General features: G+C 67.9%; 19 protein-coding genes and 1 pseudogene. 9 read left to right on the top strand and 11 right to left on the bottom strand.

Translation table 11 applies throughout. From position 1 onward, the window contains the following. Positions 1–9: 9 nt before the first annotated feature. Positions 10–726: an EthD domain-containing protein gene (locus LGM71_RS06125; protein WP_226114279.1), complete on the bottom strand. Its 717-nt coding sequence runs from the start codon at positions 724–726 to the stop codon at positions 10–12. A 50-nt stretch (positions 727–776) separates the two neighbouring features. Beyond that, complete coding sequence (locus tag LGM71_RS06120) at positions 777–1,298, bottom strand: nuclear transport factor 2 family protein (RefSeq protein ID WP_226114278.1); 522 nt, start codon at positions 1,296–1,298, stop codon at positions 777–779. 210 nt (positions 1,299–1,508) lie between these two features. Here LGM71_RS06120 and LGM71_RS06115 point away from each other — a divergent pair, with 210 nt between their 5' ends. The 5 genes from LGM71_RS06115 to LGM71_RS06095 all read left to right on the top strand — a co-directional run bounded on the left by LGM71_RS06115 (position 1,509) and on the right by LGM71_RS06095 (position 6,957). Continuing rightward, positions 1,509–2,009, top strand: a complete 501-nt coding sequence (locus tag LGM71_RS06115) for a nuclear transport factor 2 family protein (protein WP_059600491.1) — start codon at positions 1,509–1,511, stop codon at positions 2,007–2,009. A 51-nt stretch (positions 2,010–2,060) separates the two neighbouring features. Further along, the gene (locus LGM71_RS06110) at positions 2,061–2,927 is read left to right on the top strand and encodes an SDR family NAD(P)-dependent oxidoreductase (protein ID WP_226114277.1); all 867 of its coding nucleotides are present in this window, start codon (positions 2,061–2,063) and stop codon (positions 2,925–2,927) included. Between the two features lie 9 nt (positions 2,928–2,936). After that, on the top strand, positions 2,937–3,692 hold the full coding sequence (locus LGM71_RS06105; protein WP_226114276.1) for an SDR family NAD(P)-dependent oxidoreductase: 756 nt from the start codon (positions 2,937–2,939) through the stop codon (positions 3,690–3,692). Positions 3,693–3,789: 97 nt separating this feature from the next. After that, positions 3,790–4,566 carry a glucose 1-dehydrogenase gene (locus LGM71_RS06100; RefSeq protein ID WP_226114275.1) on the top strand — a complete coding sequence of 259 codons (777 nt, stop codon included), beginning with the start codon at positions 3,790–3,792 and terminating at the stop codon, positions 4,564–4,566. 525 nt (positions 4,567–5,091) lie between these two features. After that, positions 5,092–6,957: a phosphoenolpyruvate carboxykinase (GTP) gene (locus tag LGM71_RS06095; RefSeq protein ID WP_226114274.1), complete on the top strand. Its 1,866-nt coding sequence runs from the start codon at positions 5,092–5,094 to the stop codon at positions 6,955–6,957. Between the two features lie 131 nt (positions 6,958–7,088). Here the strand turns inward: LGM71_RS06095 and LGM71_RS06090 are convergent, their stop codons facing one another. From LGM71_RS06090 to LGM71_RS06070, 5 genes are all read right to left on the bottom strand, one after another. Continuing rightward, positions 7,089–7,994: an NAD-dependent epimerase/dehydratase family protein gene (locus LGM71_RS06090; RefSeq protein WP_226114273.1), complete on the bottom strand. Its 906-nt coding sequence runs from the start codon at positions 7,992–7,994 to the stop codon at positions 7,089–7,091. A 78-nt stretch (positions 7,995–8,072) separates the two neighbouring features. Then, the gene (locus tag LGM71_RS06085; protein WP_319000375.1) at positions 8,073–8,906 is read right to left on the bottom strand and encodes an SDR family NAD(P)-dependent oxidoreductase; all 834 of its coding nucleotides are present in this window, start codon (positions 8,904–8,906) and stop codon (positions 8,073–8,075) included. 40 nt (positions 8,907–8,946) lie between these two features. Then, positions 8,947–9,705 (bottom strand): SDR family oxidoreductase, encoded by a 759-nt coding sequence (locus LGM71_RS06080; protein ID WP_124622749.1) that lies wholly within the window; start codon positions 9,703–9,705, stop codon positions 8,947–8,949. 41 nt (positions 9,706–9,746) lie between these two features. Further along, positions 9,747–10,604 carry an SDR family NAD(P)-dependent oxidoreductase gene (locus LGM71_RS06075; RefSeq protein ID WP_226114271.1) on the bottom strand — a complete coding sequence of 286 codons (858 nt, stop codon included), beginning with the start codon at positions 10,602–10,604 and terminating at the stop codon, positions 9,747–9,749. Between the two features lie 3 nt (positions 10,605–10,607). Continuing rightward, the gene (locus LGM71_RS06070) at positions 10,608–11,024 is read right to left on the bottom strand and encodes a nuclear transport factor 2 family protein (protein ID WP_059525569.1); all 417 of its coding nucleotides are present in this window, start codon (positions 11,022–11,024) and stop codon (positions 10,608–10,610) included. Between the two features lie 452 nt (positions 11,025–11,476). Here LGM71_RS06070 and LGM71_RS06065 point away from each other — a divergent pair, with 452 nt between their 5' ends. Then, positions 11,477–11,686, top strand: coding sequence for a hypothetical protein (locus LGM71_RS06065; RefSeq protein ID WP_151052416.1), 210 nt, complete (start codon positions 11,477–11,479; stop codon positions 11,684–11,686). Positions 11,687–11,980: 294 nt separating this feature from the next. Continuing rightward, a pseudogene (locus tag LGM71_RS06060) lies at positions 11,981–13,476 on the top strand (FAD-dependent oxidoreductase). 95 nt (positions 13,477–13,571) lie between these two features. On the opposite strand, the gene LGM71_RS06055 reads toward LGM71_RS06060, so the two are convergent. After that, positions 13,572–15,236, bottom strand: a complete 1,665-nt coding sequence (locus LGM71_RS06055) for an acid phosphatase (protein WP_226114270.1) — start codon at positions 15,234–15,236, stop codon at positions 13,572–13,574. A 413-nt stretch (positions 15,237–15,649) separates the two neighbouring features. Here LGM71_RS06055 and ftsH point away from each other — a divergent pair, with 413 nt between their 5' ends. Further along, positions 15,650–17,617, top strand: a complete 1,968-nt coding sequence (gene ftsH / locus LGM71_RS06050; protein ID WP_226114269.1) for an ATP-dependent zinc metalloprotease FtsH — start codon at positions 15,650–15,652, stop codon at positions 17,615–17,617. Between the two features lie 33 nt (positions 17,618–17,650). Here ftsH and otsA read toward each other — a convergent pair whose 3' ends face one another. The 3 genes from otsA to LGM71_RS06035 form a co-directional block, all read right to left on the bottom strand. Beyond that, positions 17,651–19,057 carry an alpha,alpha-trehalose-phosphate synthase (UDP-forming) gene (otsA, locus tag LGM71_RS06045; protein ID WP_124622739.1) on the bottom strand — a complete coding sequence of 469 codons (1,407 nt, stop codon included), beginning with the start codon at positions 19,055–19,057 and terminating at the stop codon, positions 17,651–17,653. 533 nt (positions 19,058–19,590) lie between these two features. Further along, the gene (locus LGM71_RS06040) at positions 19,591–21,228 is read right to left on the bottom strand and encodes a methyl-accepting chemotaxis protein (RefSeq protein WP_226114268.1); all 1,638 of its coding nucleotides are present in this window, start codon (positions 21,226–21,228) and stop codon (positions 19,591–19,593) included. A gap of 410 nt (positions 21,229–21,638) precedes the next feature. Beyond that, a complete protein-coding gene (locus LGM71_RS06035; RefSeq protein WP_226114267.1) occupies positions 21,639–23,717 on the bottom strand; it encodes a TonB-dependent receptor in 2,079 nt (692 codons plus the stop codon). A 417-nt stretch (positions 23,718–24,134) separates the two neighbouring features. Here LGM71_RS06035 and adhP point away from each other — a divergent pair, with 417 nt between their 5' ends. Beyond that, positions 24,135–25,163, top strand: a complete 1,029-nt coding sequence (gene adhP, locus LGM71_RS06030; RefSeq protein ID WP_124900859.1) for an alcohol dehydrogenase AdhP — start codon at positions 24,135–24,137, stop codon at positions 25,161–25,163.

Below are 25,163 nucleotides of genomic sequence, written 5' to 3'. Positions count from 1 at the left end.
GCGTTTTTTTTATCCGCGCACGGCCTTCACGACGTATTGGCTCGTCGGCACCACGTCGATCTTGTCGAAATCGATGAAGCGTCCGCAGCTGTCCATCATCTCCGCGACGTTGCGCTGGAATTTCTCCTCGTCGCCGACTGCATCGAAGAACGCGTACGGATCGGTCATCGCGGCGGCCGGGAAGCATTCCTCGACGATCGCGTCGTAGCCGGGCGCCGCATGCGTGAGCGCGCGCACGACCACGTTCTGCACGTACAGGAAGTTGTCCTGCGTGTCGATCGCGACGCGCGTGTGATGGCCGTGCCATACGTCGAGCCATGCTTCATGCGTGAGGCGCGGCGGGCGCTTCAGGAACGCGAGCTGCGAGAAGCCGCTCGTGCGCTCGCCGGGCCGCGCCGGAAAGCGCGTGTTCGGAATCGGCTGCGATTCCGTGACGAGATACGCGGCCATGTGCGGGACGATCGCGCGCACCGCGTCGTCGAACGGCTGGCGGAACATCGGGTTCGCGCTGTCGATCCACACCGCGACGATGCCGTCGATGCCCGGGTGCGTGTTGGTCTGCTTCAGGCCGGCGGCCGGCGCGACATCGGCGTCGGCAACGTTGATCTGCACGCCGTGCGCGCCTAGCGACAGCAGCTTGTCGGCGAGCTGCGCGCGCACGCTGCGGCTCCATTGTTCGGGCGCGGCCTGCGCATCGCGCCACAATACATAAATGACTTTCTCCATTGCTCCGGCTCCAAAGGGGATGACGAGGTCGGCGGCGCTGCCGCCGGGTTTCAGGAAGCGTTGACGGCCGGATCGGTCGAACCGGTCGCGTCCTGCGCGCCCGGTGCGAAGCGGTTGGCGGTCAGCGTGAACGACGGCGGAATCGGCGACGTGACGGTTTCGAACAGGCGCTCGTGACGCGTCGCGTGAATACGCCACACGCCGTCGCGCTTCACGTACTGGTCGTCGTAGAACGCGGTGCCGTGCAGCAGGTAGTTGTCCTCTAGATTGATCGCATGATCCTCGAGAAACCACACGCCGCACGCATGATCGGCGGACACCAGCGTGAGCTCGGGGTGGTGGCCGTGATGCATCGTCAGGAAGGTCGGCTTGCCGAGCAGTTCGCGCAGGCTGGACACGAATGCGTCGCGGCCGTCGTACGCATAGCGGCCGCCGTACAGGCGCGCCTCGCAGTCCTCGGTCAGGCATTGCGCGAGCAGCGACCAGTCGTGTGTATCGACCGCGCGGAAATACCGGTACTTCAGCTGGCGGATCTGCTCGTACTCGTGGAGCGTGCGGGTCGTCTCGTCCATCGCCGTGTCTCGTGGTGGTGTCATCGGATGGTAGGAATGAAGCCGCCTGCGTCACATCGTCTGTTCGGACGAACGCCGCGGGAGCTGCGTTCAAGTTCGCGGATACGCGACATCGGGGTTCATCCAAACAGGTGATGGCCGGCCTTCCATGCGCCTGTAACGTGGTGTCGACGCGGCTTCGATCCGCGCACACGAGACCAAGGAGACGGCATGACCCCGATCGAACGAATGGAAGCGCGCGTGCGCAGGCTGGAGGACGCCGACGCGATCCGCCGCCTGAAGGCGCGCTACTTCACGTGCTGCGACCGGAAGGATCCGCAAGGGATGCGCGACTGCTTCGCGCCCGGCGCGGTGCACATCGACTACGGCCGAATCGGTACGTTCGACCACCGCGATGCGCTCGTCGACGTGTTCGAGCGGCTCGGCTGCCATCCGCACATCGTCGAGATGCACCACGGCGTGAATCCCGACATCACCGTGCTCGACGACACGCATGCGCGCGGCACGTGGGGCCTGCATTACCAGATGCTCGACACCAACGCGCGCACGCTCACGCAGCTCGGCGCGACCTACGACGACGAATACCGGAAGGTCGACGGCGAATGGAAGATCGCGGCCACCCGCTGCGTCGTCACGTCGACGTTGTCCGCCCGCTACGACGGCGATGCGCCGGGCGTGCTGTTCGCCGGCGCGCAGCCGCCTGCCGCGTGACGACGCGCACGACCCACTCAGGTTGAAAACATTCCCCAGGAGACATCGAACATGGCACAGAACAACGAGGCGCCCGTCGCCGTCGTGACGGGCGCGTCGCGCGGTGCAGGCAAGGGCATCGCGCGCGCGCTCGGCGCGGCCGGCATGACCGTCTATGTGACGGGGCGCTCGCAGAACGAAGGCGACGCGCCGCTGCCCGGCACGATCCACGAAACCGCGCGCGAAATCGACGCGCTCGGCGGCCGCGGGATCGCCGTCGCGTGCGACCACGCGGACGACGCACAAGTGAAGGCGCTGTTCGAGCGCGTCGAACGCGACAGCGGGCGACTCGACATCCTCGTCAACAACGCGACCTACCTGCACGACCAGCTGATCCTGCCAGGCCCGTTCTGGGAGAAGTCGCTCGATCTCGTGAACATCCTCGACGTCGGGCTGCGCTCGGCGTACGTCGCGAGCTGGCACGCCGCGCCGCTGATGGCGAGGCGCCACAGCGGGCTGATCGCGTTCACGTCGTCGTTCGGCGCGAGCTGCTACATGCACGGCGCCGCGTACGGCGCGCAGAAGTCCGGCGTCGACAAGTTCGCGAAGGACATGGCCGTCGACCTGAAACCGTTCGACGTCGCGGCCGTGTCGATCTGGATGGGGCCGCTGCGAACCGAACGCACGACGCGCGTGTGGGACGAGCATCCGGACCTCTACAAGGAGTTCTCGCTCGTCGCCGAAAGCCCGGAATTCACCGGCCGCGTGATCCATGCGATCCACGCCGATCCGCAGCGCATGGCGTTGTCGGGGCAGGTGCTGGTCGGCGCGGAAGCCGCGCTGCAGTATGGCATCGCGGAACTCGACGGCAAGCAGCCGCCGTCGTATCGCGAACTGCTTGGCGGGCCCGTGCAGGCTCATCCGGCGATCGTCGCTTAAGGAGCGCACATGGGCATCCTCGAAGGCAAGGTCGCGCTCGTGACGGGCGCGGGGCAGGGCGTCGGGCAAGGCATTGCGCACGCGCTCGCGGGCGAAGGCGCACAGGTGGCCGTGGTCGGCCGCACGCGCGACAAGCTGGTCGCGACTTGCGATGCGATCCGCGCGCGCGGCGGTATCGCGGAGCCGTTCGTGTGCGACGTGATGGACGCCGCGCAGATCGCGCGGTGCGTCGATGCGGTCGTCGAGCGGTTTCGCGGCGTGCAGATCCTGATCAACAACGCGCAGGTCGTGCCGCTCGGCCGCCTGCTCGACGTGACCGACACGGATTTTCTCGCGGGCCTCGAGTCGGGGCCGATCGCGACGCTGCGCATGATGCGCGCGTGCCATCCGCATCTGAAGGGGGACGGCGTGATCGTCAATTTCGCGTCGTCGGCCGCGGTGCGCTGGGACGCGTCGGGCTATGGCGCCTACGCGGCGACCAAGGAAGCGATTCGCGCGCTCACGCGTGCTGCCGCATGCGAATGGGGCGCCGACGGCATTCGCGTGAACGCGGTCGCGCCGCATGCGCTGTCGCCGGGGCTGAAGGGCTGGGTCGACGCGAACCCGGACGAAGCGGCGGCGTTCTTCCGCACGATCCCGCTCGGCCGCGTGGGCGACTGCGAGCAGGACATCGGGCGCGCGATCGTGTTTCTCGCGAGCCGCGACGCCGCGTACCTGACGGGCGCCACGCTGCCGCTCGACGGCGGGCAGGCGTATTGGGGCTGACGGCGAACGCGACGCACATCGAGGGCCGGCACCGATGCGCGTCGCAGCGCGTCGCGGCCGGCAAACGGGAATCGGAAAGCATCGAGGAGAGAACGACATGGGTCGACTGGAAGGGAAGGTGGCGATCGTCACGGGCGGCGCGCGCGGGATGGGCGCCGCAACATGCAGGCTGTTCGTCGCGGAGGGCGCGCGCGTCGTGATCGGTGACGTGCTCGACGCGGAAGGCGAGGCGCTGGCGCGCGAACTCGGCGACGCGGCACGCTTCATGCGGCTCGACGTGAGCGACGAACAGAACTGGGCGCGCGTCACCGATGCGACCGTCGAGCAGTTCGGCCGCATCGACGTGCTCGTGAACAACGCGGCCGTGCTGATGTTCGGTGCGATCACCGAATTGTCGAAACGTGATTTCGAGCGCGCGGTATCGGTCAATCTCGTCGGCACGTTCGTCGGCATCCGCACGATCGCGCCGCGCATGATCGCGCAGAAGAGCGGATCGATCGTCAACATCTCGTCGGTGGACGGGCTGCGCGGCGTGAACGCGCTGGCCGCCTACGTATCGAGCAAATGGGGCGTGCGCGGGTTGACGAAGGTGGCGGCGCTCGAACTCGGCCACCAGGGCGTGCGCGTGAATTCGATTCATCCCGGTGGCGTCAACACCGCGATGTCGAACCCGACCGGCGCGCCGCTCGACGAGATCAACAAGCACTACACGCACGTGCCGCTGCAGCGCGTCGGCTTGCCTGACGAAATCGCGCGTGCGACGCTGTTTCTCGCGAGCGACGAAGCGTCGTACTGCAACGGCGCCGAACTGTCCGTCGACGGCGGGATGGCGGCAGGCGCGTATTACCCCGGATTGCCGGGCGCGCCGTTTTGAGCAGTAGCGCACACAACGCACGCGCGATGGATGTTTGTGTACGCAACCTAATTCAGGGTTTGCCTGAGTAGCGAAAACGCGAATCTGCGCCGCGACATGTTCGCGTGCATCGCATGCGAGCATGTCGCGCGATTTTTCCGTTTTCGCGAAACCCTTGCAGGACGGATGTTCCAGCCGTTTCGTCCCCAAAGCTCACGCGTCGGCGCAGTAAAAAGGACATGCCCGCAAGCGGCATGCCGGCGCGTCGTCACAGTTGTTTCTTGTTGCAACGCAACGCCCGCCCAATAACGGCGATGGTATGCTGGCCGGCATGGAGTTGTACGGCAGGTTGCTTGCATGGCGAAACTCGCGTTCGCACGCTCATACGAGACATCACATTCTCTCGCCCGCATCGCGGCATCGACACGCGCTCCGCTCGCGTGTGCCGCCTTGCGCGTCGCTGCATCCTGCGCTCCGATCGCATTCCCCATCTCGCGGGCTCGTCCCGCATCCCCCATCCCCGCCCAATAGTCTGGAGACATTCCCATGTCGCAAAACAACCTGGCCGAAGCGACGCACGGCCCGCTGATCGCTCCCCCGGCATTCGTCAAGCATCGCAAACTGATCGACTGGGTGTCGCGTATCGCGGCGCTCACGGAGCCCGATCGCGTCGTCTGGTGCGACGGCTCGCAGGAAGAAAACGACGCGCTGTGCCAGGCGATGGTCGACCAGGGCACGCTCAAGCGCCTGAACCCGGCGAAGCGCCCGAACTCGTATCTCGCGCAGTCCGATCCGTCCGACGTCGCGCGCGTCGAGGACCGCACCTTCATCTGCACCGAATCGCCCGACGACGTCGGCCCGACCAACAACTGGATCGCGCCGGAAGAAATGCGCGAGACGCTGAACGGTCTGTTCCGCGGTTCGATGCGCGGCCGCACGCTGTACGTCGTGCCGTTCTCGATGGGCCCGCTCGGCTCGCCGATCGCGCACGTCGGCGTCGAGTTGTCCGACAGCCCGTACGTGGCCGCGAACATGCGGATCATGACGCGCATGGGCCGCGACGTCTATGACGTGCTCGGCGAGGACGGCGAATTCGTGCCGTGCGTGCACAGCGTCGGCCATCCGCTCGAAGCAGGCCAGAAGGACGTGCCGTGGCCGTGCAACCCGGTCAAGTACATCGTGCATTTCCCCGACACACGCGAGATCTGGAGCTTCGGCTCGGGCTACGGCGGCAACGCACTGCTCGGCAAGAAGTGTTTCGCGCTGCGCATCGCGTCGACGATGGGTCGCGACCAGGGCTGGCTCGCCGAACACATGCTGATCCTCGGCGTGACGTCGCCGGCCGGCAAGAAGTATCACGTCGCGGCGGCGTTCCCGTCCGCGTGCGGCAAGACCAACTTCGCGATGCTGATCCCGCCGCGGGGTTTCGACGGCTGGAAGGTCACGACGATCGGCGACGACATCGCATGGCTGAAGCCGGGCCGCGACGGGCGCCTGTATGCGATCAACCCGGAAGCCGGCTTCTTCGGCGTCGCGCCGGGCACGGGCGTGAAAACCAACCCGAACGCGATCTCGACGCTGAAGGAAAACGTGATCTTCACGAACGTCGCGCTGACGGAAGACGGCGACGTGTGGTGGGAAGGCCTGACCGACACGCCGCCCGCGAAGCTGACCGACTGGCAGGGCAACCCGTGGACGCCGGAGATCGGAAAGGAAACCGGCCGCAAGGCCGCGCACCCGAACTCGCGCTTCACGGCGCCGGCATCGCAATGCCCGTCGATCGACGCGGACTGGGAAGACCCGGCCGGCGTGCCGATCGACGCGTTCATCTTCGGCGGCCGTCGCTCGACGACCGTGCCGCTCGTGACCGAGGCGCGCGACTGGATCGAAGGCGTGTACATGGCCGCGACGATGGGCTCGGAGACGACCGCCGCGGCAGCCGGCCAGCAGGGCGTCGTGCGCCGCGACCCGTTCGCGATGCTGCCGTTCTGCGGCTACAACATGAGCGATTATTTCGCGCACTGGCTGAAGATCGGCAAGCAGATCGAAGGCGCCGGCGCGACGCTGCCGAAGATCTACTGCGTGAACTGGTTCCGCAAGGATGCGAACGGCAAGTTCGTGTGGCCGGGCTTCGGCGAGAACATGCGCGTGCTGAAGTGGATGCTCGATCGCCTCGAGGGCAACGGCGGCGGCGGCGACCATGCGTTCGGCGTGTCGCCGGCCTATGACGACCTGCACTGGAACGGGCTCGACTTCACGCGCGAGCAGTTCGAGGCGGTGACGTCGATGAACGCCGACGAATGGCGCGAGGAACTGAAGCTGCATGCTGCGTTGTTCGACACGCTGAAGCTGCGTTTGCCCACCGAGCTGACCGACACGATGAAGAAGATCGAACAGCGCATCGGCGGCTGACGATCCGAATCGGTGTAACGAAGTAACGACGTGGTGGCATGAACGTCCCGCCGCCGGCATGCATCGCCGGCGGCGGGACGTTTTTGTTTCTGCTTCGTTTCAGCGTGGCGCGTGTTGCGCGGGCAGTGCGCTCACGCGCCGCATTGCGCGACCACTTCGTTCACCGCGCGCTGCACGTCGCCGCGCCGGTAGCGCAGCAGCGCGATATCGGCCGGATCGGGTTCGTACGACACGACGTTGCCGCGCCCCGTGTAGATCGCCATATCGGGCAGCAGCGGATGCTCCTGGTCGAGCGACGGCACCGGCTGCGGATTGCCCGCCGCGCGGAAGAAGGCCGCGAAATAGTCGGCGAAGCTCAGGTTCTCGTCGCCGACGAGATAGGCCTTGCCGGATGCGCCGCGTTGCAGCGCGCCCCAGATCGCTTCCGACAGCGACTGCGTCGAGATGAAGTTGCTGCCGCCGGCCGGCCCGTACACCGGCAGGCCGGCGAGCTTGCCCTGCGCATAGCCCGTGTACGCGGCGAACATCTCGTTGCGCAGCCCCGGCACCGACCCGACGACGAACGGCGCATTGACGCTGCACACCGCGAACGACGGCGACGCGAGCGCGCGCACGCGTTTGTCCGCGAGATGGCGCGAGCGCACGTACGGCACCGTGTCGACGAGTGCCGGCGCGACCTGCGGATAGAAGCTGCCGACCAGCACCGCGCGCTTCACGCCCGCGTCGCGCGCGAGCGCGAAGAAGCGCGGTACCGCGTCGACGTTCGCGCGTTCCCAGTGCGCGGCTTCGTCGGTGCCGGGCGGCAGGTGGCGAATGTCGTTGCCCGCCGCGAACACGACCGCGTCGAACGGCGCGAGATCGTCACGCGTGAAGTTGCCGGCCACGTAGTCGCGCAACAGCACGTCGAATTGCGCGAGCGCGCTGCCAGGCGCGGGCGGCTTGCGGGCGGCAAGCGTCACGTCGTTGCCTTGCGCGCGCAGATGCAGCGCGGCGTGGCCGCCGATGAGGCCGGTGCCGCCGATGATCAGGATGTTCATGGTGTCTCCGAGGGCGGCGCAGGCGCGCCGCATGAATTGAACCGACGATTGAACGGATGAAGCCGCACGGAAGTGCGCTCAGAAGTTGAAGCCGTTGCCCGTGACGACCGGCAGGTTGGTCCAGAAACCGTTCGGGTCGCGATACCAGCCGGCCGCCGCGAGCGCGCCGCCGTCCACGTGCAGCGTCGTGCCGGTGACCCACGCGGCGAGCGGGCTCGCGAGGAACAGCGCGGCGCCCGCGATGTCGCCGGCGGCACCGAAGCGCCCGAGCGGAATCCAGCGCGGGATGTGCGCGCGATGCTCCGCCGCGACCATCGCGCTCACGGGCACCTGCGGCGTCTCGGTGGTCTCCGGCGCGATCTGGTTCACGCGAATGCCGGCCGGCCCGAGTTCGAGCGCGAGGCTTTTCGTGAAACCGGTCAGTGCGGCCTTGAACGACGCATAGACGGTGCAGTTCGGAATCGCGCGGAAGCCCTCGATCGACGACACGCCGACGATGCTGCTGCCCGCGCCGCGCTTGCGCAGCAACGGCAGCATCGCCTGCGTGACGACGAACACCTGGCGCAGGTTCACGTCGAACAGCCGCGCGATGTCGTCGTCGGTATGATCGTCGAACGGTTTCGCGATCTGCAGGAAATCGCCGACGTTGTTGACGAGCACGTCGAGGCCGCCGAAGCGTGCGTCGATCGTCTGCGCGAATGCGTCGACCTCGTCGCGGCGCGTGACGTCCACGACGCCGACGAGCGCGTCGACGCCCGCGGCTTCGAGCGCCTGGCGCACGTCCTGCGCGCGAGCGGGGTCGAGCTCGGCCACCGCGACGCGCGCACCCGCCGCGCCGAATCCTTCCGCGCACGCGCGGCCGATGCCCGCGCCGCCGCCGGTGATCAGTACTGTCTTGCCGGTAAATGAAATCACCACAACACTCCTTCGAACGAAAAAGCCACGAGCCGCATCACAGGGACGAAACGAGTTGCGCGTTGTCGATCCGCAGCTCCGCGCCGTTCACGAAACGCGATTCGTCGGAGGCAAGGAACAGCACGAGATTCGCGACGTCCCGCGGATCGCACATGCGTGCCATCGGATCGCTGCCGATGCCGAGTGCGGTTGGATCGAGATCGGGCATCAGCGCCTGCGTCATCGGCGTCCAGATCCCGTCCGGATGGATCGAGTTGCAGCGGATCCGGTAGCCGCTGCGCTTGCAGTGCACGGCGACGCTGCGCGCGAGCGCAGTCACCGCGCCTTTCGACCCGGTGTACGCGCACATCATCGGCAGCCCGCCGAGCGCGGCGACCGACGACATCATCACGATCGAGCCCGGCGTGTCGTTGCCTTTCATCGCGCCGATCGCGTACTTGCAGCCGAGGAAATAGCCGTCCGCGTTGACACGCAGCACGCGCCGCCAGGTGTCGAGGCTCGTGTCCTCGATCGAGCCGACCGGGCAGATCGCCGCGTTGTTGACGAGTACGTCGAGGCGGCCGAAGCGGTCGAGCGTCGACGCGATCGCGTGCCGCCAGCCGTCCTCGTCGGCGATGTCCTGGCGCACGAACAGCGCGGTGTCGCCGATTTCGCGCGCGAGCGCGCGGCCCGCATCCTCGTCGATGTCGGTGAGCACGACGCGCGCGCCCTCGGCGGCCAGCAGCAGCGCATCGGCGCGGCCGACGCCACTCGCCGCGCCGGTGATCAGCGCGACCTTGTTTGCGACTCGATTCATGTTGGGTTCGATTTCCTGCGACGTTGAAAGAAGGCGGGCGCTCATGCGGCGCCCGGCGCGCGGCCGGCCTTGACCGCGTCGAGCGCGGCCGCGCCGTAGATCTGCGCGATCGTGGCGTCGACGCGCGGGTTGGTGCGCAGCTCGTGGCCGCCGTCGACCGCGAAGCTCTGGCCGGTGACCCAGCCCGACTCGGGGCCCGCGAGATAGCGCACCGCGTGCGCGATCGCTTCCGGTTCGCCGAGCGTGCCGAGCGGAATCTGTTCGAGGAAGCTGTCGACCAGCGCACGGTCGTCGAACATCGGGGCGGTGGCTTCGGAGCGCGTGAGGCCCGGCCGCACCGCGTTCACGCGGATCTTCGCGCCGGCCAGCTCCTCGGCCGCACCGCGCACCAGCGCCTCGAGCGCGGCCTTCGCGGTGCAGTACGCGGTCAGCCAGCGGAAATTGATCTGCGCGGCGGTCGACGAGATGCAAACGATGGAGCCGCCGCCGCTGTCGGCGAGCCGCGGCGCGGCGTGACGGATCGCGGCGAACGCGCTGGACAGGTTCAGGTCGATTTCCGCGCGGAAGCTGTCGGCGTCGTGCATCAGCAGCGGGCGGAACCCGGCGCCGCCGACGGTCGGCACGACGATGTCGAGACGGCCGTCGAACGCCCATGCGGTATCCAGCGCGGCCTGCAGGTCGGCGTCGTCGCAGGCGTCGCCGGCATGGATCGCGACGCGGCTGCCGGGCACTGCCTCGGCCAGATGCCGCTGCGTGCGTTCGAGCGCGTCGCGGCGGCGGCCCATCAGCACGACGGCCGCGCCATCGGCGGCGAGCGCGTGCGCGCAGGCCGCGCCGATGCCGCCGGCGCCGCCCGTGACGAGCGCGGTGCGGCCGGCGAGGGGGAGGGGCGAGCGCATCGTTCAGCCCTCCAGCGGCAGGTCTTGCGACCAGTCGACGTGCAGCGTGCGCGCGGCGAAGCGCCACGTGCCGCCGTCGAACACGCAGCGGTCGCGATAGCGCAGCCCCCAGTCGAGCTTGCGCTTCACGCCGTCGCGCACATAGACGTGGCACGCGACGCCGTAGGTCTCGACATCGGCTTCGCCGCCGTCGAGCGTGACGAGCTGGTTGTGCACGTGATGCTGGGTCGTCTCGTAGCGCTCGATCACGCTCATGCCGGCGACGATCGCGTCGCGGTCGTCGAAGCGGAAACCGGGGCCGTCGAGCTGCGCATCGGCGGTGAAGAGGGTGGCGAGGCGCGGCCAGTCGCGCCGATCGACGGCTTGCGCGTAACGGCACGCAAGTTCGTACAGCGCGTGGCGGGGATTCGAATCGGTCATGCGGTACTCCCGTGAGTGAACGGAAAGCGTTTGCCGCGCCGCGAGCGCGGACGCGGCGGCGTTGCGACGTTGACGCGCAGGTTCGCATCGGACCGATCGATGCTCATCATCCATACGGAGCAGGGTAAGGATCGGGGAAAACACCCGGGCCGACGGCGGCGCAACGTCCGATGCTGCGATGCAGCGGCGGATGCACGGCATGCGGCCGACGGTGATGCGGCCGATCGCAACAAGCCGGGTCAGACGGTTCGCGGGTCTTTCAGTCGAACCGATCACGCAGTAATGCTGCAGTGCGGTGCGCCGCATGAAGCGCGATTCGTGTTTGCCCCTAGTCGAAATGGACGATGGCTGGCGGGCCGGCGCTGGCTACCGTGCAGTCATCCGGCGCCGTTGCACGTGGTCAGTCGCCGGATACGAACCGCGATAGCGGCCAACCGGAGGGGACGACGATCATGAGACTGACGACTCGCAAGCTGTGCGTATTGGCGATAGGCACGTTCGCGGCCATGGCGGTGGCGCGATATGGTGCCGAGCAGGTCCCGTCGCCGCCGTATGCGGCCGGCATCCTGCAATGCCGCTCGGTCGACTCGAACGGCTTGCCGACGGGTTGCGTACCCATCGATCCGTCGCACTTCGGCTTCGCCGCGCTGCGCGGCATGTGACGCTGGCGCGGCCGTGCGCCGCGCCGATTCGATGTCGCCCGGAAGCCGTCGCGATGCGGTGGCGTCCTCGCGGACAGACCGGGTGGAGCACCGCGATACATGCGCCGCGGGTCGCCCATCCGGTTTCCCGTCGTCGTTCGAGTTTCCGCCCACGACACCCGGCGCGGCTCGCATGCGCGCTCTCGAGCGCTCGCATCGACACCGCGCCGACGTCCGTGTCGGGCTGCCTGCCCGGCGGTGCTTCGCCACGACCACCGCCTTTCACCCATTCCCTTCACGCAGAACCATTACGCGATGCCATCCGACTATTCCCTGACCCGCCCCCTGAACGTCCGCGACGTGCGTCGCTGGGACGCCGAACACGACGTCGTGATCGTCGGCTTCGGCGCGGCCGGCGCGTGCGCGGCGATCGAAGCCGCGAGCCCGGCGCCGACACGCTGATCGTCGAGCGTGCATCGAGCTACGGCGGCACGAGCGCGCTGTCCGGCGGCGAGATCTACCTCGGCGGCAGTGGCGGCACGCCCGCGCAGCGGCAGGCCGGCTTCAGCGACGATACCGAGGACCTGTACCGCTACCTGATGCTCGCGGGCGGCCGAGACGCGGACGAGGCGAAGGTGCGTCTCTACGCGAACGAGAGCCTCGCGCATCACGACTGGCTCGTCGCGCAGGGCCTCACGTACAAGAACACGTTCATCGCCGAGCGGATCGTCGAACCGGAAACGGACGATTGCCTGATCTGGTCCGGCAGCGAGGAGGCCTGGCCGTTCAGCGAGGCCGCGAAGCCGTGCCCGCGCGGGCACACACCGCAATGGCCGGGCTGGGGCGGCGGGCAGATGCTGATGCGCGTGCTGGCCGGGCGCGTGCAGGCGCTCGGCGTGTCGACACGCTACGACACGCGCGCCCTGGCGCTGATCGTCGACGATGCCGGCGCGGTGCGCGGCGTCGTGCTGCGCGCGTACGGCGAAACGGCATGCGTGCGGGCGCGCCGCGCTGTGATCCTGTGCGCGGGCGGCTTCGCGATGAACCGCGACATGGTGCGCCGGCACGCGCCGCAGTTGCTGCGCTCGGACGAACCGATCGGCAGCCCGGGCGACGACGGCTCAGGCATCCTGCTCGGCCAGAGCGCGGGCGGGGCCGCGATCCACATGGACCAGGGTTTCGTCAGCCTGCCGTTCTACGCGCCCGAATCGCTGATCCGCGGGATCTTCGTGAACGCGCGCGGCCAGCGCTTCATCAACGAGGACGGCTATCACGGCCGCACCGGCCATCACGCGTTCCACCAGACCGACGACCGGATCTACCTGCTGGTCGACCAGGCGACCTATCAGGAGCCGCCCGCGATCGCGCGGATCGGCATCGCGGCGGCGGGTGAGACATGGGAGGAAGTCGAACGCGACCTGCAGATGCCGGCCGGCACCCTGACGGCGACCGTCGACGTCTACAACCGCCACGCGGCCGAAGGCGTCGATCCGTTGTTCCACAAGGCGAAGAAGTGGCTGACGCCGCTGATCGAGCCGCCGTTCGTCGCGCTCGATTGCCGGATCGACTACGCGTTCTATCCGCATTTCACGCTGGGCGGGCTCGACACGCTGCCGACCGGGCAGGTGCTCGACGCCATGCGCGTGCCGGTGGCGGGCCTTTATGCGGCGGGCCGCACGAGTTGCGGGCTGCCGCGCTGGGGCGCCGGGTACAGTTCGGGGCTGTCGCTGGCCGATGCGACGTTCTTCGGCCGGCAGGCCGGCCGTCATGCCGCGCGTTCGGCGAGCGAGGCGGAGCGCCGCGCCGCGTAGCGTCGCCTGAACAGGCAAGCACGACGCCCCGGGCAACCGTGTTGCACCGGGGCGTCGTCGTTTCAGGCGGACGTCGGTGGCGCGTCGACAGGCCGTCAGCCGAGATCAAGCGCGTTCGTCAGGTCGCCCGGCGGCGTCGCGCCGCGCGACGCGAACGCCTTGTCGCGCGCGGCGACGCCGTCGAGCGGCGCGAGCCCGTGCACGCGGCTGATGAAGCGCAGGATCGAGTTCGTGTCGTACATCGTGTGGTCGACGTAACCCTTCTTCGCGAACGGCGAGATCACGAGCGCGGGAATCCGTGAGCCGGGGCCCCAGCGATCGCCGACCGGCGGCGCGACGTGATCCCACCAGCCGCCGTTCTCGTCGTGCGTCATCACGATCACGGTGTTCGCCCACTGCGGGCCGCGCCGGATGCGCTCGATCACGTTCGCGATGTGGCGATCGCCGGATTCGACGTCCGCATAGCCCGCGTGCATGTTCAGGTTGCCTTGCGGCTTGTAGAACGCGACGGCCGGCAGGCGGCCCGCGTCGATGTCGGCGATGAAGCGGTTGGTCGACGGCTCGTCGCCGAGGCCCGCGTCGCGCAGGTGCTTGCGGCGCGCGTCGGTGCCGGGCGCATAGTTCGCGAAGTAGTTGAACGGCTGATGGTGATACTGGAAATCCGGCACCGTGCCCGTGTCGCGGTGCTCGAGCGCGTATTGCCACGCGCCGCTGTACCACGCCCAGTCGACGTTCTTCTCCGACAGGCGGTCGCCGATCGTCGCATGGGCTTGCGGCGGGATCACGCGATGGTCGGCCGGATCCGCGTATGCCGCGTTGCCCGGATCGGCCGGCGGAACGTAGCTCGGCTGGTACGGCGGCGCCATCGTGTTCACGCCGTAGCCGTCGGGCGTCAGCGGGCCGTCGACCGCGAACTTCGGCGGGCCCTCGAGCGCGGATGCCGGCGAATCGGCGGCGAGCGTCAGCCGTGTGCCGGCCGGATCGTCGCCGTCGACCTTCGACAGCAGCTTCGCCGCGTGCGGATGCCGGTGTGCATCCGGATAGATCGGCGGCTGCGCGGAAATCAGGAACATGTGGTTCAGCCACGAACCGCCGAAGGCCGCCATGAAGAAGTTGTCGCACAGCGTGTATTGCCGCGCGAGGTTCCACAGCCGCAGCGTGTCGGCCGAATTGCGGTAATGGCCCATCACGAGGCCGCCCGAATCGGCCCACGCGGCAAACTGGTTGTTGCGGCCGCCCGCGATCTGCATCTGGTTCTGGTAGAAGCGGTGCCACAGGTCGCGCGTGATTACGCCATTGGGCAGCGGCTTGCCCTGCGCGTCGGTGATCCGGAACGGCGCGTTCGGCAGCTTGTCGATGTCGCGCTCGGCGATCGCGTAGCGCTTGCCGTTCACTTCCTGCGCTTGCGGCACGAGTCCGCCCCAGATTTTCGGCAGCACCGGCAACGGCGTCTTGCCGTCGCGATCGAGCTGCTGCGCATGCTCGGGCCGCACCTCGCTCAGCGGGTAGCGCACACCGGGGAAGTCGCCATACAGGTTCGCGAAGCTGCGGTTTTCCGCATAGATCACGACGATGTGGCGCACCTGCCGGCGCAGCGCCTCGTCGAGCCGCAGGTCGGCGGCGGTGCGCGGCGCGCCGCCCGGCGTGGTCTCGCAGCCGCCGAGCGCGACGCCGGCGCCGAGCGCGGCGAGGCCGCCGAGCATACGGCGGCGGTCGGGATCAACGGGAAGGTCGTCGGGGCGATCGGGGGTGTCGTTCACGTCGTGAGCTCCTCGGATGGGCGGTTGTCGTTCGATGCGCGGCGGCGTCACGCGGCCTGCCGCGACGCGGGACGGGACGCAACGGCCGGCGTCGCGCCCGGGCGGGGCGATGCCGGCTGTCACGGAAATGTCATGAACGCGACTATAACGTGGCCGCCCGCCTCGATGAAAGCTGTTTGTCGGACAATGCGCGACGCTTGCGCGCGAACTAGACTTGAATCACGGGCGGCGCGTTGCCGTGCGTCGTCCGCGCGAACGGCGCGTGGCGCGCCTTCGCGGTGTCATTCATGCGACGAAACGAGGCGAAGATGACGCGGATGCGTTCCGTCTGCGCGTGGCTGCCGATGCCGCGTGCCGGCCCGGCGCGCGGGCACGCATAAGCGCGCGGCGGCGCGACCGGCCGGCCCGATGCCATGGACAGGAAATTCGACTACGCAGGATTGCTGATCGCGGCGGGCTTCTTCGTGCTGTTCGCCGCGCAGTTGCTGATGCTGCGTCCGACGTCGACGCTGATCGCGTACAGCGATTTCCATCGGCTCGTCGCCGCGCGGCTCGTCGACGATCTCGAGATCGGATCGACGACGATCACGGGCACGCTGACGATGCCGCAGGCCGGCGCGATGCTGCCGGCGTCCGAAGTCGCGGCCCTGAAGTCGGAGGGCACGCCGCCGCGCTTCGCCACCAACCGCGTGACCGACCCGCAGTTGATCGACACGCTGACCGCCGCCGGCATCCGCTTCCACGGCGCGTCCGACACCGGCTGGATCGCGTCGCTCGCGTCGTGGCTGGTGCCGCTCGTCGCGTTCGTGTTCATCTGGAACCTGATGCTGCGCAAGCGCGGCGGGCTGCAGGATTTCACCGGGATGGGCAAGAGCCGCGCACGCGTCTACGTGCAGCAGGAAACCGGCATCACGTTCGACGACATCGCGGGCATCGACGAAGCGAAGGCCGAGCTGCAGCAGCTCGTCGCGTTCCTGCGCGATCCGGATCGCTACCAGCGGCTCGGCGGCAAGATTCCGAAGGGCGTGCTGGTTGTCGGCGCGCCCGGTACCGGCAAGACGTTGCTCGCGCGCGCGGTGGCGGGCGAGGCGGCCGTGCCGTTCTTCTCGATCAGCGGCTCGGCGTTCGTCGAGATGTTCGTCGGCGTCGGCGCGGCGCGCGTGCGCGACCTGTTCGAGCAGGCGCAGCAGAAGGCGCCGTGCATCGTGTTCGTCGACGAGCTCGATGCGCTCGGCAAGGTGCGCGGGGTCGGCCCGATGTCGGGCAACGACGAGCGCGAGCAGACGCTCAACCAGTTGCTCGTCGAGATGGACGGCTTCCAGGCCGGCTCCGGCGTGATCATCATGGCCGCGACCAACCGGCCGGAGATTCTCGATCCCGCACTGCTGCGCCCGGGCCGCTTCGACCGTCACATCGCGATCGACCGGCCCGACGTGAACGGCCGCCGCCAGATCCTCGGCGTGCACGTGAAGCACGTGAAGCTCGCGGCCGACGTCGACCTCGGCGAACTCGCGTCGCGCACGCCGGGCTTCGTCGGCGCTGATCTCGCGAACGTCGTCAACGAGGCCGCGCTGCATGCGGCGGAGCTCGGCAAGCCGGCGATCGGGATGGACGACTTCGACGAGGCGATCGATCGCGCGCTGACGGGCCTCGAGCGCAAGAGCCGCGTGATGAACGCGCAGGAGAAGCTGACGATCGCCTATCACGAAGCCGGCCATGCGCTCGTCGCGGAAAGCCGCGCGCATTGCGATCCGGTAAAGAAGGTGTCGATCATTCCGCGCGGCGTGGCCGCGCTCGGCTATACGCAGCAGGTGCCGACCGAGGATCGCTACGTCCTGCGCCGCAGCGAGCTGCTCGATCGGATCGACGCGCTGCTCGGCGGGCGTGTCGCGGAAGAACTCGTATTCGGCGACGTGTCGACGGGCGCACAGAACGATCTCGAACGCGCGACCGCGATGGCGCGCCACATGGTCATGCAGTACGGGATGAGCGAGCGGATCGGGCTGGTGAGCTTCGACGACGGCGATGCGCGCACCGGCATGCCGGGCGCATGGCATTCGGGCGAGGGGCGCTGCAGCGAGCACACCGCACGGATGATCGACGACGAGGTGCATACGCTGCTGACCGATGCGCATGCGCGCGTCGCGTCGACGCTCGGAGAACGTCGCGATGCGCTCGAGCGGATCGCACGACGGCTGCTTGCGTGCGAGGTGCTCGAACGCGATGCGTTGCAGGCGCTGATCGACGGGCGCGAGGCGCCTGGCGCCGTGCCATCCACGACCGATCCCGGGCCCGGCGCGGGCGCGAATACGCCGGAGCAGGCGTCGGCGATCGAGCGCGATTTCGTCGCATACGGGCCGCCGCGCGAACCCGAACGCTGAAGCGCGAGCCTGTCGCCGGCAGGACGTGGTGCGTCAGGACTCGGTCGCGGCGGCGACTTCCGCCGCTTCGGCGAGCGCGTCGAGAAAGCGCGTGCGCCACCAGTGCACGTCGGTCTTGCGCACGATCGCCATCAGCGCGTCGTGGCGCTGGCGGCGTTCGTCGAGCGGCATCGTGAGCGCGCGCTGGATCGCCTGCGCGGTGCCTTGCGTGTCGTACGGATTGACGAGCAGCGCGGGCTTCAACTGCTCGGCCGCGCCCGCGAAACGCGACAGCACGAGCACGCCCGGATCGGCCTCATCCTGCGCGGCGAGAAACTCCTTCGCGACCAGGTTCATGCCATCGCGCAGCGGCGTGACGAGCGCGACGCGGCTCGCGCGGTAGAGGCCCGGCAAGCGCTTGCGCGCGACCGTGCGGTGGATGTAGCGCATCGGCATCCACTCGAGTTCGCCGTAATCGCCGTTGATCGCGCCGCACAGGCTGTCCATCTCGCGCCGCAGGTCGTCGTACGCGCCGAGATCCTCGCGGCTTGGTGCGGCGATCTGGATCAGCGTCGCGCGGTCGCGGTTCTCCGGATATTGTTCGAGCAACTGACGGAACGCGTGCACGCGCTGCGGCAGCCCCTTCGTGTAGTCGAGCCGGTCGACGCCGACGAGCAACTGGCGACGCGAATACTCGTCGCGCATCCGCTCGAACATGTCGATGCCGTCGCGGTTCTCCGCGAGCGCCGCGAATTCGTCGACGTTGATGCCGATCGGGAACGCACCGGCCGACAGCGTGCGGCCGAACGCGTGCAGGCGGCCGTCCGGTAGCCGCGCGGCGCCGGCTTCCGCCTCGACGTAGTGCTCGAAGTGAAGGAGATCCGATTCGGTCTGGAAGCCGACGAGATCGTAGGCGAACAGCGAGCGCATCAGCCACTCGTGCTCCGGGATCGCGGCCATGATCGGTGGCGGCGGCATCGGAATGTGCAGGAAGAAGCCGATCGGATTCCTGCAGCCCATCGCACGCAGTTCGGCGGCGAGCGGAATCAGCTGGTAATCGTGGACCCAGACGACGTCGTCGGGGCGCAGCAGCGTGCTCAGCTTGCGCGCGAACAACTGGTTCACACGCCGGTAGCCGTCCGCGAAGCGGCGGTCGAACTGCGCGAGATCGAGGCGGTAGTGGAACACTGGCCACAGCACGTTGTTCGAGTAGCCGAGGTAATACGCGTCGTAATCCTGCGGATCGAGATCGATCGTCGCGAGCTGGATGCCGCCGACGTTCTGGATCTGCACGTCGTCGCCGTGCGCGGGGCGTTCGCCGTCGCCGCGCAGCCTGCCGCTCCACCCGAACCAGACGCCGCCCGATTCCTGCAGGCTGTCTTTCACGGCCACGGCAAGCCCGCCTGCCGCGGCTTTACGGGGATCTGCAATGCGATTGGATACGACGACGAGTCGGCTCACCAGCTCTCCTGCGAATGGTTGGGGAAGGTTCGTGCGGCCAGGGCGCGAGGCGGACGCCGCCATCGACGCGTGGCGCGATGGGGCCGCGATACGAGCGGACGGGAATCAGGGAACGCGATTCGCCGTTCGAACGTGGAGTGCTTTTTTTAGGATACTCGTCATTCGCATGATTTAAAAGTGCATGACCGCGATCGACGAATTCGCAGGCGGTTCAACACTTGCCGTTTCGCGTGCAGGGCGGGCGGGACCGGAAATTGCGCGGCAGCGTGTGCAACGGGAGGCGGCGATCCTGGAGAAAGGGGATCGTGGACGTACGCGCCCGATCGTATTCCGTGTCGATCGAAATTGCTTCGATCGATCGCGATGTGCGTGGTCGACGCGGCGAGGATGCGTGCCGCGGACACATGGAGCGTGCCGCGCGACGCCCGGCGTTTCAGGTTCGCACGAGCGCGACGACCGTCGCACGCAGGCGGTGGCGATGCGCAGCCGGGCCGTGTTACGTGCGACGCGTTACGCGTGACACGCGTGACACGTTATGCGGCAGCAGCCTGCCAGTGCGACGCGCTGTCGTCTGCGTGCGCACGCGCGTGTGCCGACGCTGCATGTTCGCCGGCCGGCATCCGGAACGCGGACACCGTCTCCGACAGATCGCGGCCCTGCGCCTCGAGCGATTTCGACGCGGCCGCGGCCTGTTCGACGAGTGCCGCGTTCTGCTGCGTCGTCTCGTCCATCTGCGTGATCGTCAGGTTCACCTGGTCGATGCCGCGGCTCTGTTCGGCCGATGCGGCCGCGATTTCACCCATGATGTCGGTGACGCGCGCGACGGCTCGCGTCACGTCCGACATCGTCTTGCCGGCTTCGCCCGCGAGCGCCGAGCCGTCCTGGATCGTCTGTACCGATGCCGAGATCAGCTCCTTGATTTCCTTCGCAGCGGTGGACGAACGTTGCGCGAGGCTGCGCACCTCGCTCGCGACGACCGCGAAGCCGCGGCCCTGTTCGCCCGCGCGTGCCGCCTCGACTGCCGCGTTCAGCGCGAGGATGTTGGTCTGGAATGCGATGCCTTCGATGATCCCGGTGATGTCCGCAATTTTCGACGAGCTGTTGCCGATCTCCGTCATCGTATCGACCACGCGGCCGACCACCGCGCTGCCGCGCAGCGCGACGTCCGACGCGTTCGCGGCGAGCGTGCTCGCCTGCTGCGCGTTCTCCGCGTTCAGGCGCACCGTCGACGTGAATTGCTCCATCGTCGCGGCGGTCTCCTGCAGCGATGCGGCCTGTTCCTCGGTGCGCTGGCTCAGGTCGAGATTGCCCGATGCGATCTCGCCTACCGCATGCGCGATGCTGTTCGACGAATCGCGCACGCGACCGACTATGTCGATCAGCCGCGCATTCATCGTGCGCAGCGCGTCGAGCAGGTCGCGCGTCTCGTCGTTGCCGCTCACGCTGATACGGCTGCCGAGATCGCCATTGGCCACCGTGCGCGCGACGTCGACTGCCGCGACGATCGGTGCGGTGATCCTGCGCGTCAGCCACAGGCCGCCGCCAACCGCCACCGCGATCGCGATTGCGCAGATGGCCAGCAGCAAGTTGCGCTCGAGCGCGTAGCGATCCGAGAATGCCTGCGCGATCGCGACTTCACGCTCGTGCGTATAGGTTGCGTACGCATCGGTCGCGCGAACAAGTTGCGCAAGCAACGGACGGCAGCGATTGTCGATATCGGCGGTTGCCTCGTCCTTCTTGCCGGCCTGCGCGAGCCCGACGATATTCAGCGCGACGGGCCCGTAGCTCGCTTCGACGCGCACGATCTCGGCGACCAGTTCGCGCGCGCGGTCGGTCGTGTCGGTCGCATTCACCATCATGTCCTTCAGCTTCGCGAGGCGGTCCTGCACGTCCTTGTGCGCCTGCTGCACTTCGGCCAGTTCGAGCTGGATGTCGGACGGCGTGGTCACGAGCACCAGATTGCGCGCGGCGATCGCGCGCCGGTCGACCGCCGTACGGATTTGCGCGGACAGGTTTGCGCGCGCATTGACGCCGTTCATGTACCGGGAAAACTCGTCGTTCGTATCGGACAGCGCTTTCAGCGCCATGCCCGACACGGCCACGACGACCACGGCGAGCAAACCGAAGCCGCCAAGCAGTTTTGCCTTGATCGTTATTCTGGCGATTTTCACGATGTGCCTCTGTGCGAGTGGTTGGCGATGGGAATTTGTTGTTCGACCGCGTGCAGGCCCGTGCCGTCATTAACGGGAATGCCGGATATTTCTTTACCCATCGAAAACCCTGATATTTATTCTTTTTCGCTGGAAACCCCGCCGGTTGGGCTTTCTCGATCCGGAGAAAGGCTCGGAATCACCAATGATCGTCGCGTTCATACGCGGACATGAAAATCGACTTTTTACCGAAAGTTAATACGTTCTGGTCGGTTTCTCAAATCGCCAGATTGGTATGTTCCTTGATTTACGGGTAAATCGCGCATTTGCGTTCGGACGCTCGGGAACGCCCGATTTGGCCCTGTAAAAGAGGCTAAGAATGCGCGCCCGTTCGACCCGGCCCGCGGCCGGCGCCGCGGGCCGTCCGGCGATCAGAACGTCGTGCGCAGGCCGGCCATCATGTTGCGGCCGCCTTGCGGTGCGAAGCCGCGCACGACCGAGGTCGCATAGCGGATCTCCTGGTTCGTCAGGTTGTCGCCGCGCAGGTACGCGAGCCAGTGCGTCGCGCCGACACGGAACTTGTACGTGAGCATCACGCCGAGCGACGTGTAGCCGTCGGTCGGAACGTCGTTGTCGGGCACGCGGTGCTGCGACCACGCGTGCGTGACCTGCGCGCGCGCACCGAACGGGCCGTAGCCATAGTCGGCCGCGAGCGTCGCGCGCAGCGGCGCGATGCGCGGCAGCGGCTGGCCGGTGTCGACGTTGCGTGCATGCGTGTAATCGGCGGTCAGTTCCAGGTCGACCGTGTGACCGCGCCGCGACAACGCGCGCCACTTGCCGTCGAGTTCGACGCCGTAGAACTCGGCGCGCACGCCGCGATAGATTGCTTCGTCGAGCGTATCGCCGGCGCCGGGCGCGACCGGTTCGCCGTCGTCGTTCACGATGCGGCCCGTGTTGTACTCGGTCAGGTAGTTGGAGAAGCGGTTGTAGAACACGCCGACGCTGCCGCGGTTCGGGCCGCTCGCATAGCGTAGCGACAGGTCGGTCGACACGGCCTTTTCCTTCGACGCGTTCGGGTTGCCGATCAGGAACTGGCCGGTCGCGTCGTGCGGGCCGTTCGAGTACAACTCGTAGAAGGTCGGCGCGCGTTCGGTGTACGCGACGTTCGCCGCGACCGACCACACGGGCGTCAGCGAGAACAGCGCGCCGGCCGATACGCTGCCGGCATTGAAGTCGCGCGGCTGCGCGACCGCGAATTTCTCGATACCGGCCGGATCGGGATCGATCTTCACGTGCTCGAAGCGCCCGCCGAGGCTCAGCTTCAGCGCGGGGACGACCTGCCATTCCTCGAGACCGAACAGCGCGACGCTGTTCGTTCGCGTGGACGGCACGAGCATTTCGTCGCCGAGCGCCGAGAACGTGTTCTGGCCGAACTGAATACCGATCGCGCCTTCGAACGGGCCGATCCGGCGATGCCGCGCCTCGATGCGCGCCTCGTAGCCGCGGTTGCGGAAGGTGGTGGCCGTCTCGCCGTTGTCGACTTCCTTGTGGCGATAGTCGGTGTACGCGAAGTCGAACTTCAGCGTCGTGAACGGTCCGCTCAGGTTGCGCACCTCGGACGCGAGCGCGAGGCGCTCCTGGCGCATCCGCAAGCGCACGTCGTCCTCGGCGACGGAGCCGTAGTTCGACTCGTAGCCGCTGTACGACAGGCCCGCGAAGCCATCGGCCCACGTGTACGACGCGCCGAGCGCGCCGCCATGCACGCGGCCGTCGCTGTTCGGCACGTTGCCGTACGGTTGCGGCGTGTCGGGGCCGTCGATCGCCCGTTGCTGGCTGCTGCGCGCGTAGCCGGGAATCCGCAGCTTGCTCGTTTCCCGGTCGAATGCGTCGACATGGAACGCAAAGCGGCCGTTGCCGCCTTCGACCTGCGCGGCGCCCGCGCGCACCGAATTGGCGCCACCGTAGCGCGCGTCGAGCGCGCCCGTCACGCCTTCGATCGCCTCTCGCGGAATCCGGTTGTCGATCGTGTTGACGACCCCGCCGACCGCGTTGCCGCCGTACAGCAGCGCGGCCGGCCCGCGCACGATCTCGACGCGCTCGATCGACAGCGGATCCTGCGGCACCGCGTGGTCGTACGACAGCGACGACGCGTCGTAGGCGGCGACGCCGTTCTGCAGCAGGCGGATCCGGTCGCCGTCCATCCCGCGGATGATCGGGCGGCCGACCATCGGACCGTAGGTGGTGGTCGATACGCCGGGCAGGCCGTCGAGCGTTTCGCCGAGCGAATCGGCCTGGCGGCGCGTCAGCGCGTCGCCGGACAGTTGCACGGTCGGCGAGATCAGCTCGGTGTCGCCGAGCGGGTTCGCGGTCACGAAAATCGGCGTGAGCGGCGTGGTGTGCGTCGGCGTCGACGAGGCGCGCGTATCGGCCTGTGCGTGCGCGACGGCGGCGAACAGCATCAGCGAAACGGGCGGTAGCGGGCGAAGCGGTAGACGAGGGAGGTCGCGCATGGTCGGTGAATCGGTTGGAATGGGTTGGAATCGGATCGGGAAACGAGACATGCGGGTCATCACTTGATACGATATATTGTTGTGTCTGCGACGCGCAGTGACCCGTTTGGATATGACTCGGCGTAACCCGGCCACCCGGGCGGAACGGCTTCAGATGGACGAGTTCGCGAAATGATATGTTATATCATTACAAATTCCAAGCGAAACGGCGGTAGCCCACAGGGTCTCCGACAACCGACCGAAATGGCCGAGAACGCAGCGGCGGGACGTTCAAACCGGCACCGGCGGTGCGAGCAACCATGACTCGCGATGAATGCGCCGCCGGCGCGCACGATTTCTGCCCCGTTGATGCGCATCAATGCGTTCCGGTTTCGAGCCCGGATACTGGCGCGGTCATCGACCAGACAGGAGCGACGCATGACTCAAACCATGAAAGCGGCGGTGGTGCACGCGTTCGGCGAACCGTTGCGCATCGAGGAAGTGCCGATCCCGACGCCGGGCCCTGGCCAGATCCTCGTCAACATCAAGGCGACGGGTGTCTGCCATACGGACCTGCACGCAGCCGACGGCGACTGGCCCGTGAAGCCGACGCTGCCGTTCATTCCCGGACACGAAGGCGTGGGCGTCGTCGCGGCGGTCGGCGCGGGCGTCACGCACGTGCGCGAGGGCGACCGCGTCGGCGTGCCATGGCTCTACACGGCGTGCGGCCACTGCGAGTACTGCCACACCGGCTGGGAAACCCTTTGCCACGGGCAGCAGAACACCGGCTATTCGGTGAACGGCAGCTACGCGGAATACGTGCTGGCCGATCCCGACTACGTCGGCCATCTGCCCGCGCAGGTCGCGTTCGACGAGATCGCGCCGATCCTGTGCGCGGGCGTAACCGTCTACAAGGGGATTCGCGTCACCGACACGCGTCCGGGCCAGTGGATCGCGATTTCGGGTATCGGCGGGCTCGGCCACGTGGCCGTGCAATACGCGCGCGCGATGGGCCTGCACGTCGCGGCGATCGACGTGTCTCCGGCCAAGCTCGAACTCGCTCGCCAGCTTGGCGCACAACTGACGATCGATGCGTCGACCGACGATCCGGCGAAGGTCATCCAGAAGGAGATCGGCGGGGCGCATGGCGTGCTGGTCACGGCCGTGTCGCGCAGTGCGTTCGCGCAGGCGCTCGGGATGGTGCGGCGCGGCGGCACGGTGGCGCTCAACGGCTTGCCGCCCGGCGATTTCCCGTTGCCGATCTTCTCGACCGTGCTGAACGGCATCACGGTGCGCGGCTCGATCGTCGGCACGCGTCGCGATCTGCAGGAATCACTCGATTTCGCGGCGGACGGGCTGGTGCGCGCGCATATCCATCGGGACCGGCTCGGCAACATCAACGAGATATTCGCGCGGCTGCGCGAAGGGAAGGTCGACGGCCGCATCGTGCTGACCGACATGCATTGA

Source organism: Burkholderia sp. AU33545 (assembly GCF_020419685.1).
GTDB classification, from domain to species: domain Bacteria; phylum Pseudomonadota; class Gammaproteobacteria; order Burkholderiales; family Burkholderiaceae; genus Burkholderia; species Burkholderia diffusa.
The sequence above is the reverse complement of the archived record's forward strand: the minus strand, read 5'-3'. Positions and strand labels throughout refer to the sequence as shown.

Bases quoted from the DNA above. Each gene is read 5' to 3' on its own strand.
- LGM71_RS06125 (WP_226114279.1), bottom strand. From the start codon at position 726: ATGGAGAAAGTCATTTATGTATTGTGGCGCGATGCGCAGGCCGCGCCC.
- LGM71_RS06120 (WP_226114278.1), bottom strand. From the start codon at position 1,298: ATGGACGAGACGACCCGCACGCTCCACGAGTACGAGCAGATCCGCCAG.
- LGM71_RS06115 (WP_059600491.1), top strand. From the start codon at position 1,509: ATGACCCCGATCGAACGAATGGAAGCGCGCGTGCGCAGGCTGGAGGAC.
- LGM71_RS06110 (WP_226114277.1), top strand. From the start codon at position 2,061: ATGGCACAGAACAACGAGGCGCCCGTCGCCGTCGTGACGGGCGCGTCG.
- LGM71_RS06105 (WP_226114276.1), top strand. From the start codon at position 2,937: ATGGGCATCCTCGAAGGCAAGGTCGCGCTCGTGACGGGCGCGGGGCAG.
- LGM71_RS06100 (WP_226114275.1), top strand. From the start codon at position 3,790: ATGGGTCGACTGGAAGGGAAGGTGGCGATCGTCACGGGCGGCGCGCGC.
- LGM71_RS06095 (WP_226114274.1), top strand. From the start codon at position 5,092: ATGTCGCAAAACAACCTGGCCGAAGCGACGCACGGCCCGCTGATCGCT.
- LGM71_RS06090 (WP_226114273.1), bottom strand. From the start codon at position 7,994: ATGAACATCCTGATCATCGGCGGCACCGGCCTCATCGGCGGCCACGCC.
- LGM71_RS06080 (WP_124622749.1), bottom strand. From the start codon at position 9,705: ATGAATCGAGTCGCAAACAAGGTCGCGCTGATCACCGGCGCGGCGAGT.
- LGM71_RS06075 (WP_226114271.1), bottom strand. From the start codon at position 10,604: ATGCGCTCGCCCCTCCCCCTCGCCGGCCGCACCGCGCTCGTCACGGGC.
- LGM71_RS06070 (WP_059525569.1), bottom strand. From the start codon at position 11,024: ATGACCGATTCGAATCCCCGCCACGCGCTGTACGAACTTGCGTGCCGT.
- LGM71_RS06065 (WP_151052416.1), top strand. From the start codon at position 11,477: ATGAGACTGACGACTCGCAAGCTGTGCGTATTGGCGATAGGCACGTTC.
- ftsH (WP_226114269.1), top strand. From the start codon at position 15,650: ATGGACAGGAAATTCGACTACGCAGGATTGCTGATCGCGGCGGGCTTC.
- LGM71_RS06035 (WP_226114267.1), bottom strand. From the start codon at position 23,717: ATGCGCGACCTCCCTCGTCTACCGCTTCGCCCGCTACCGCCCGTTTCG.
- adhP (WP_124900859.1), top strand. From the start codon at position 24,135: ATGACTCAAACCATGAAAGCGGCGGTGGTGCACGCGTTCGGCGAACCG.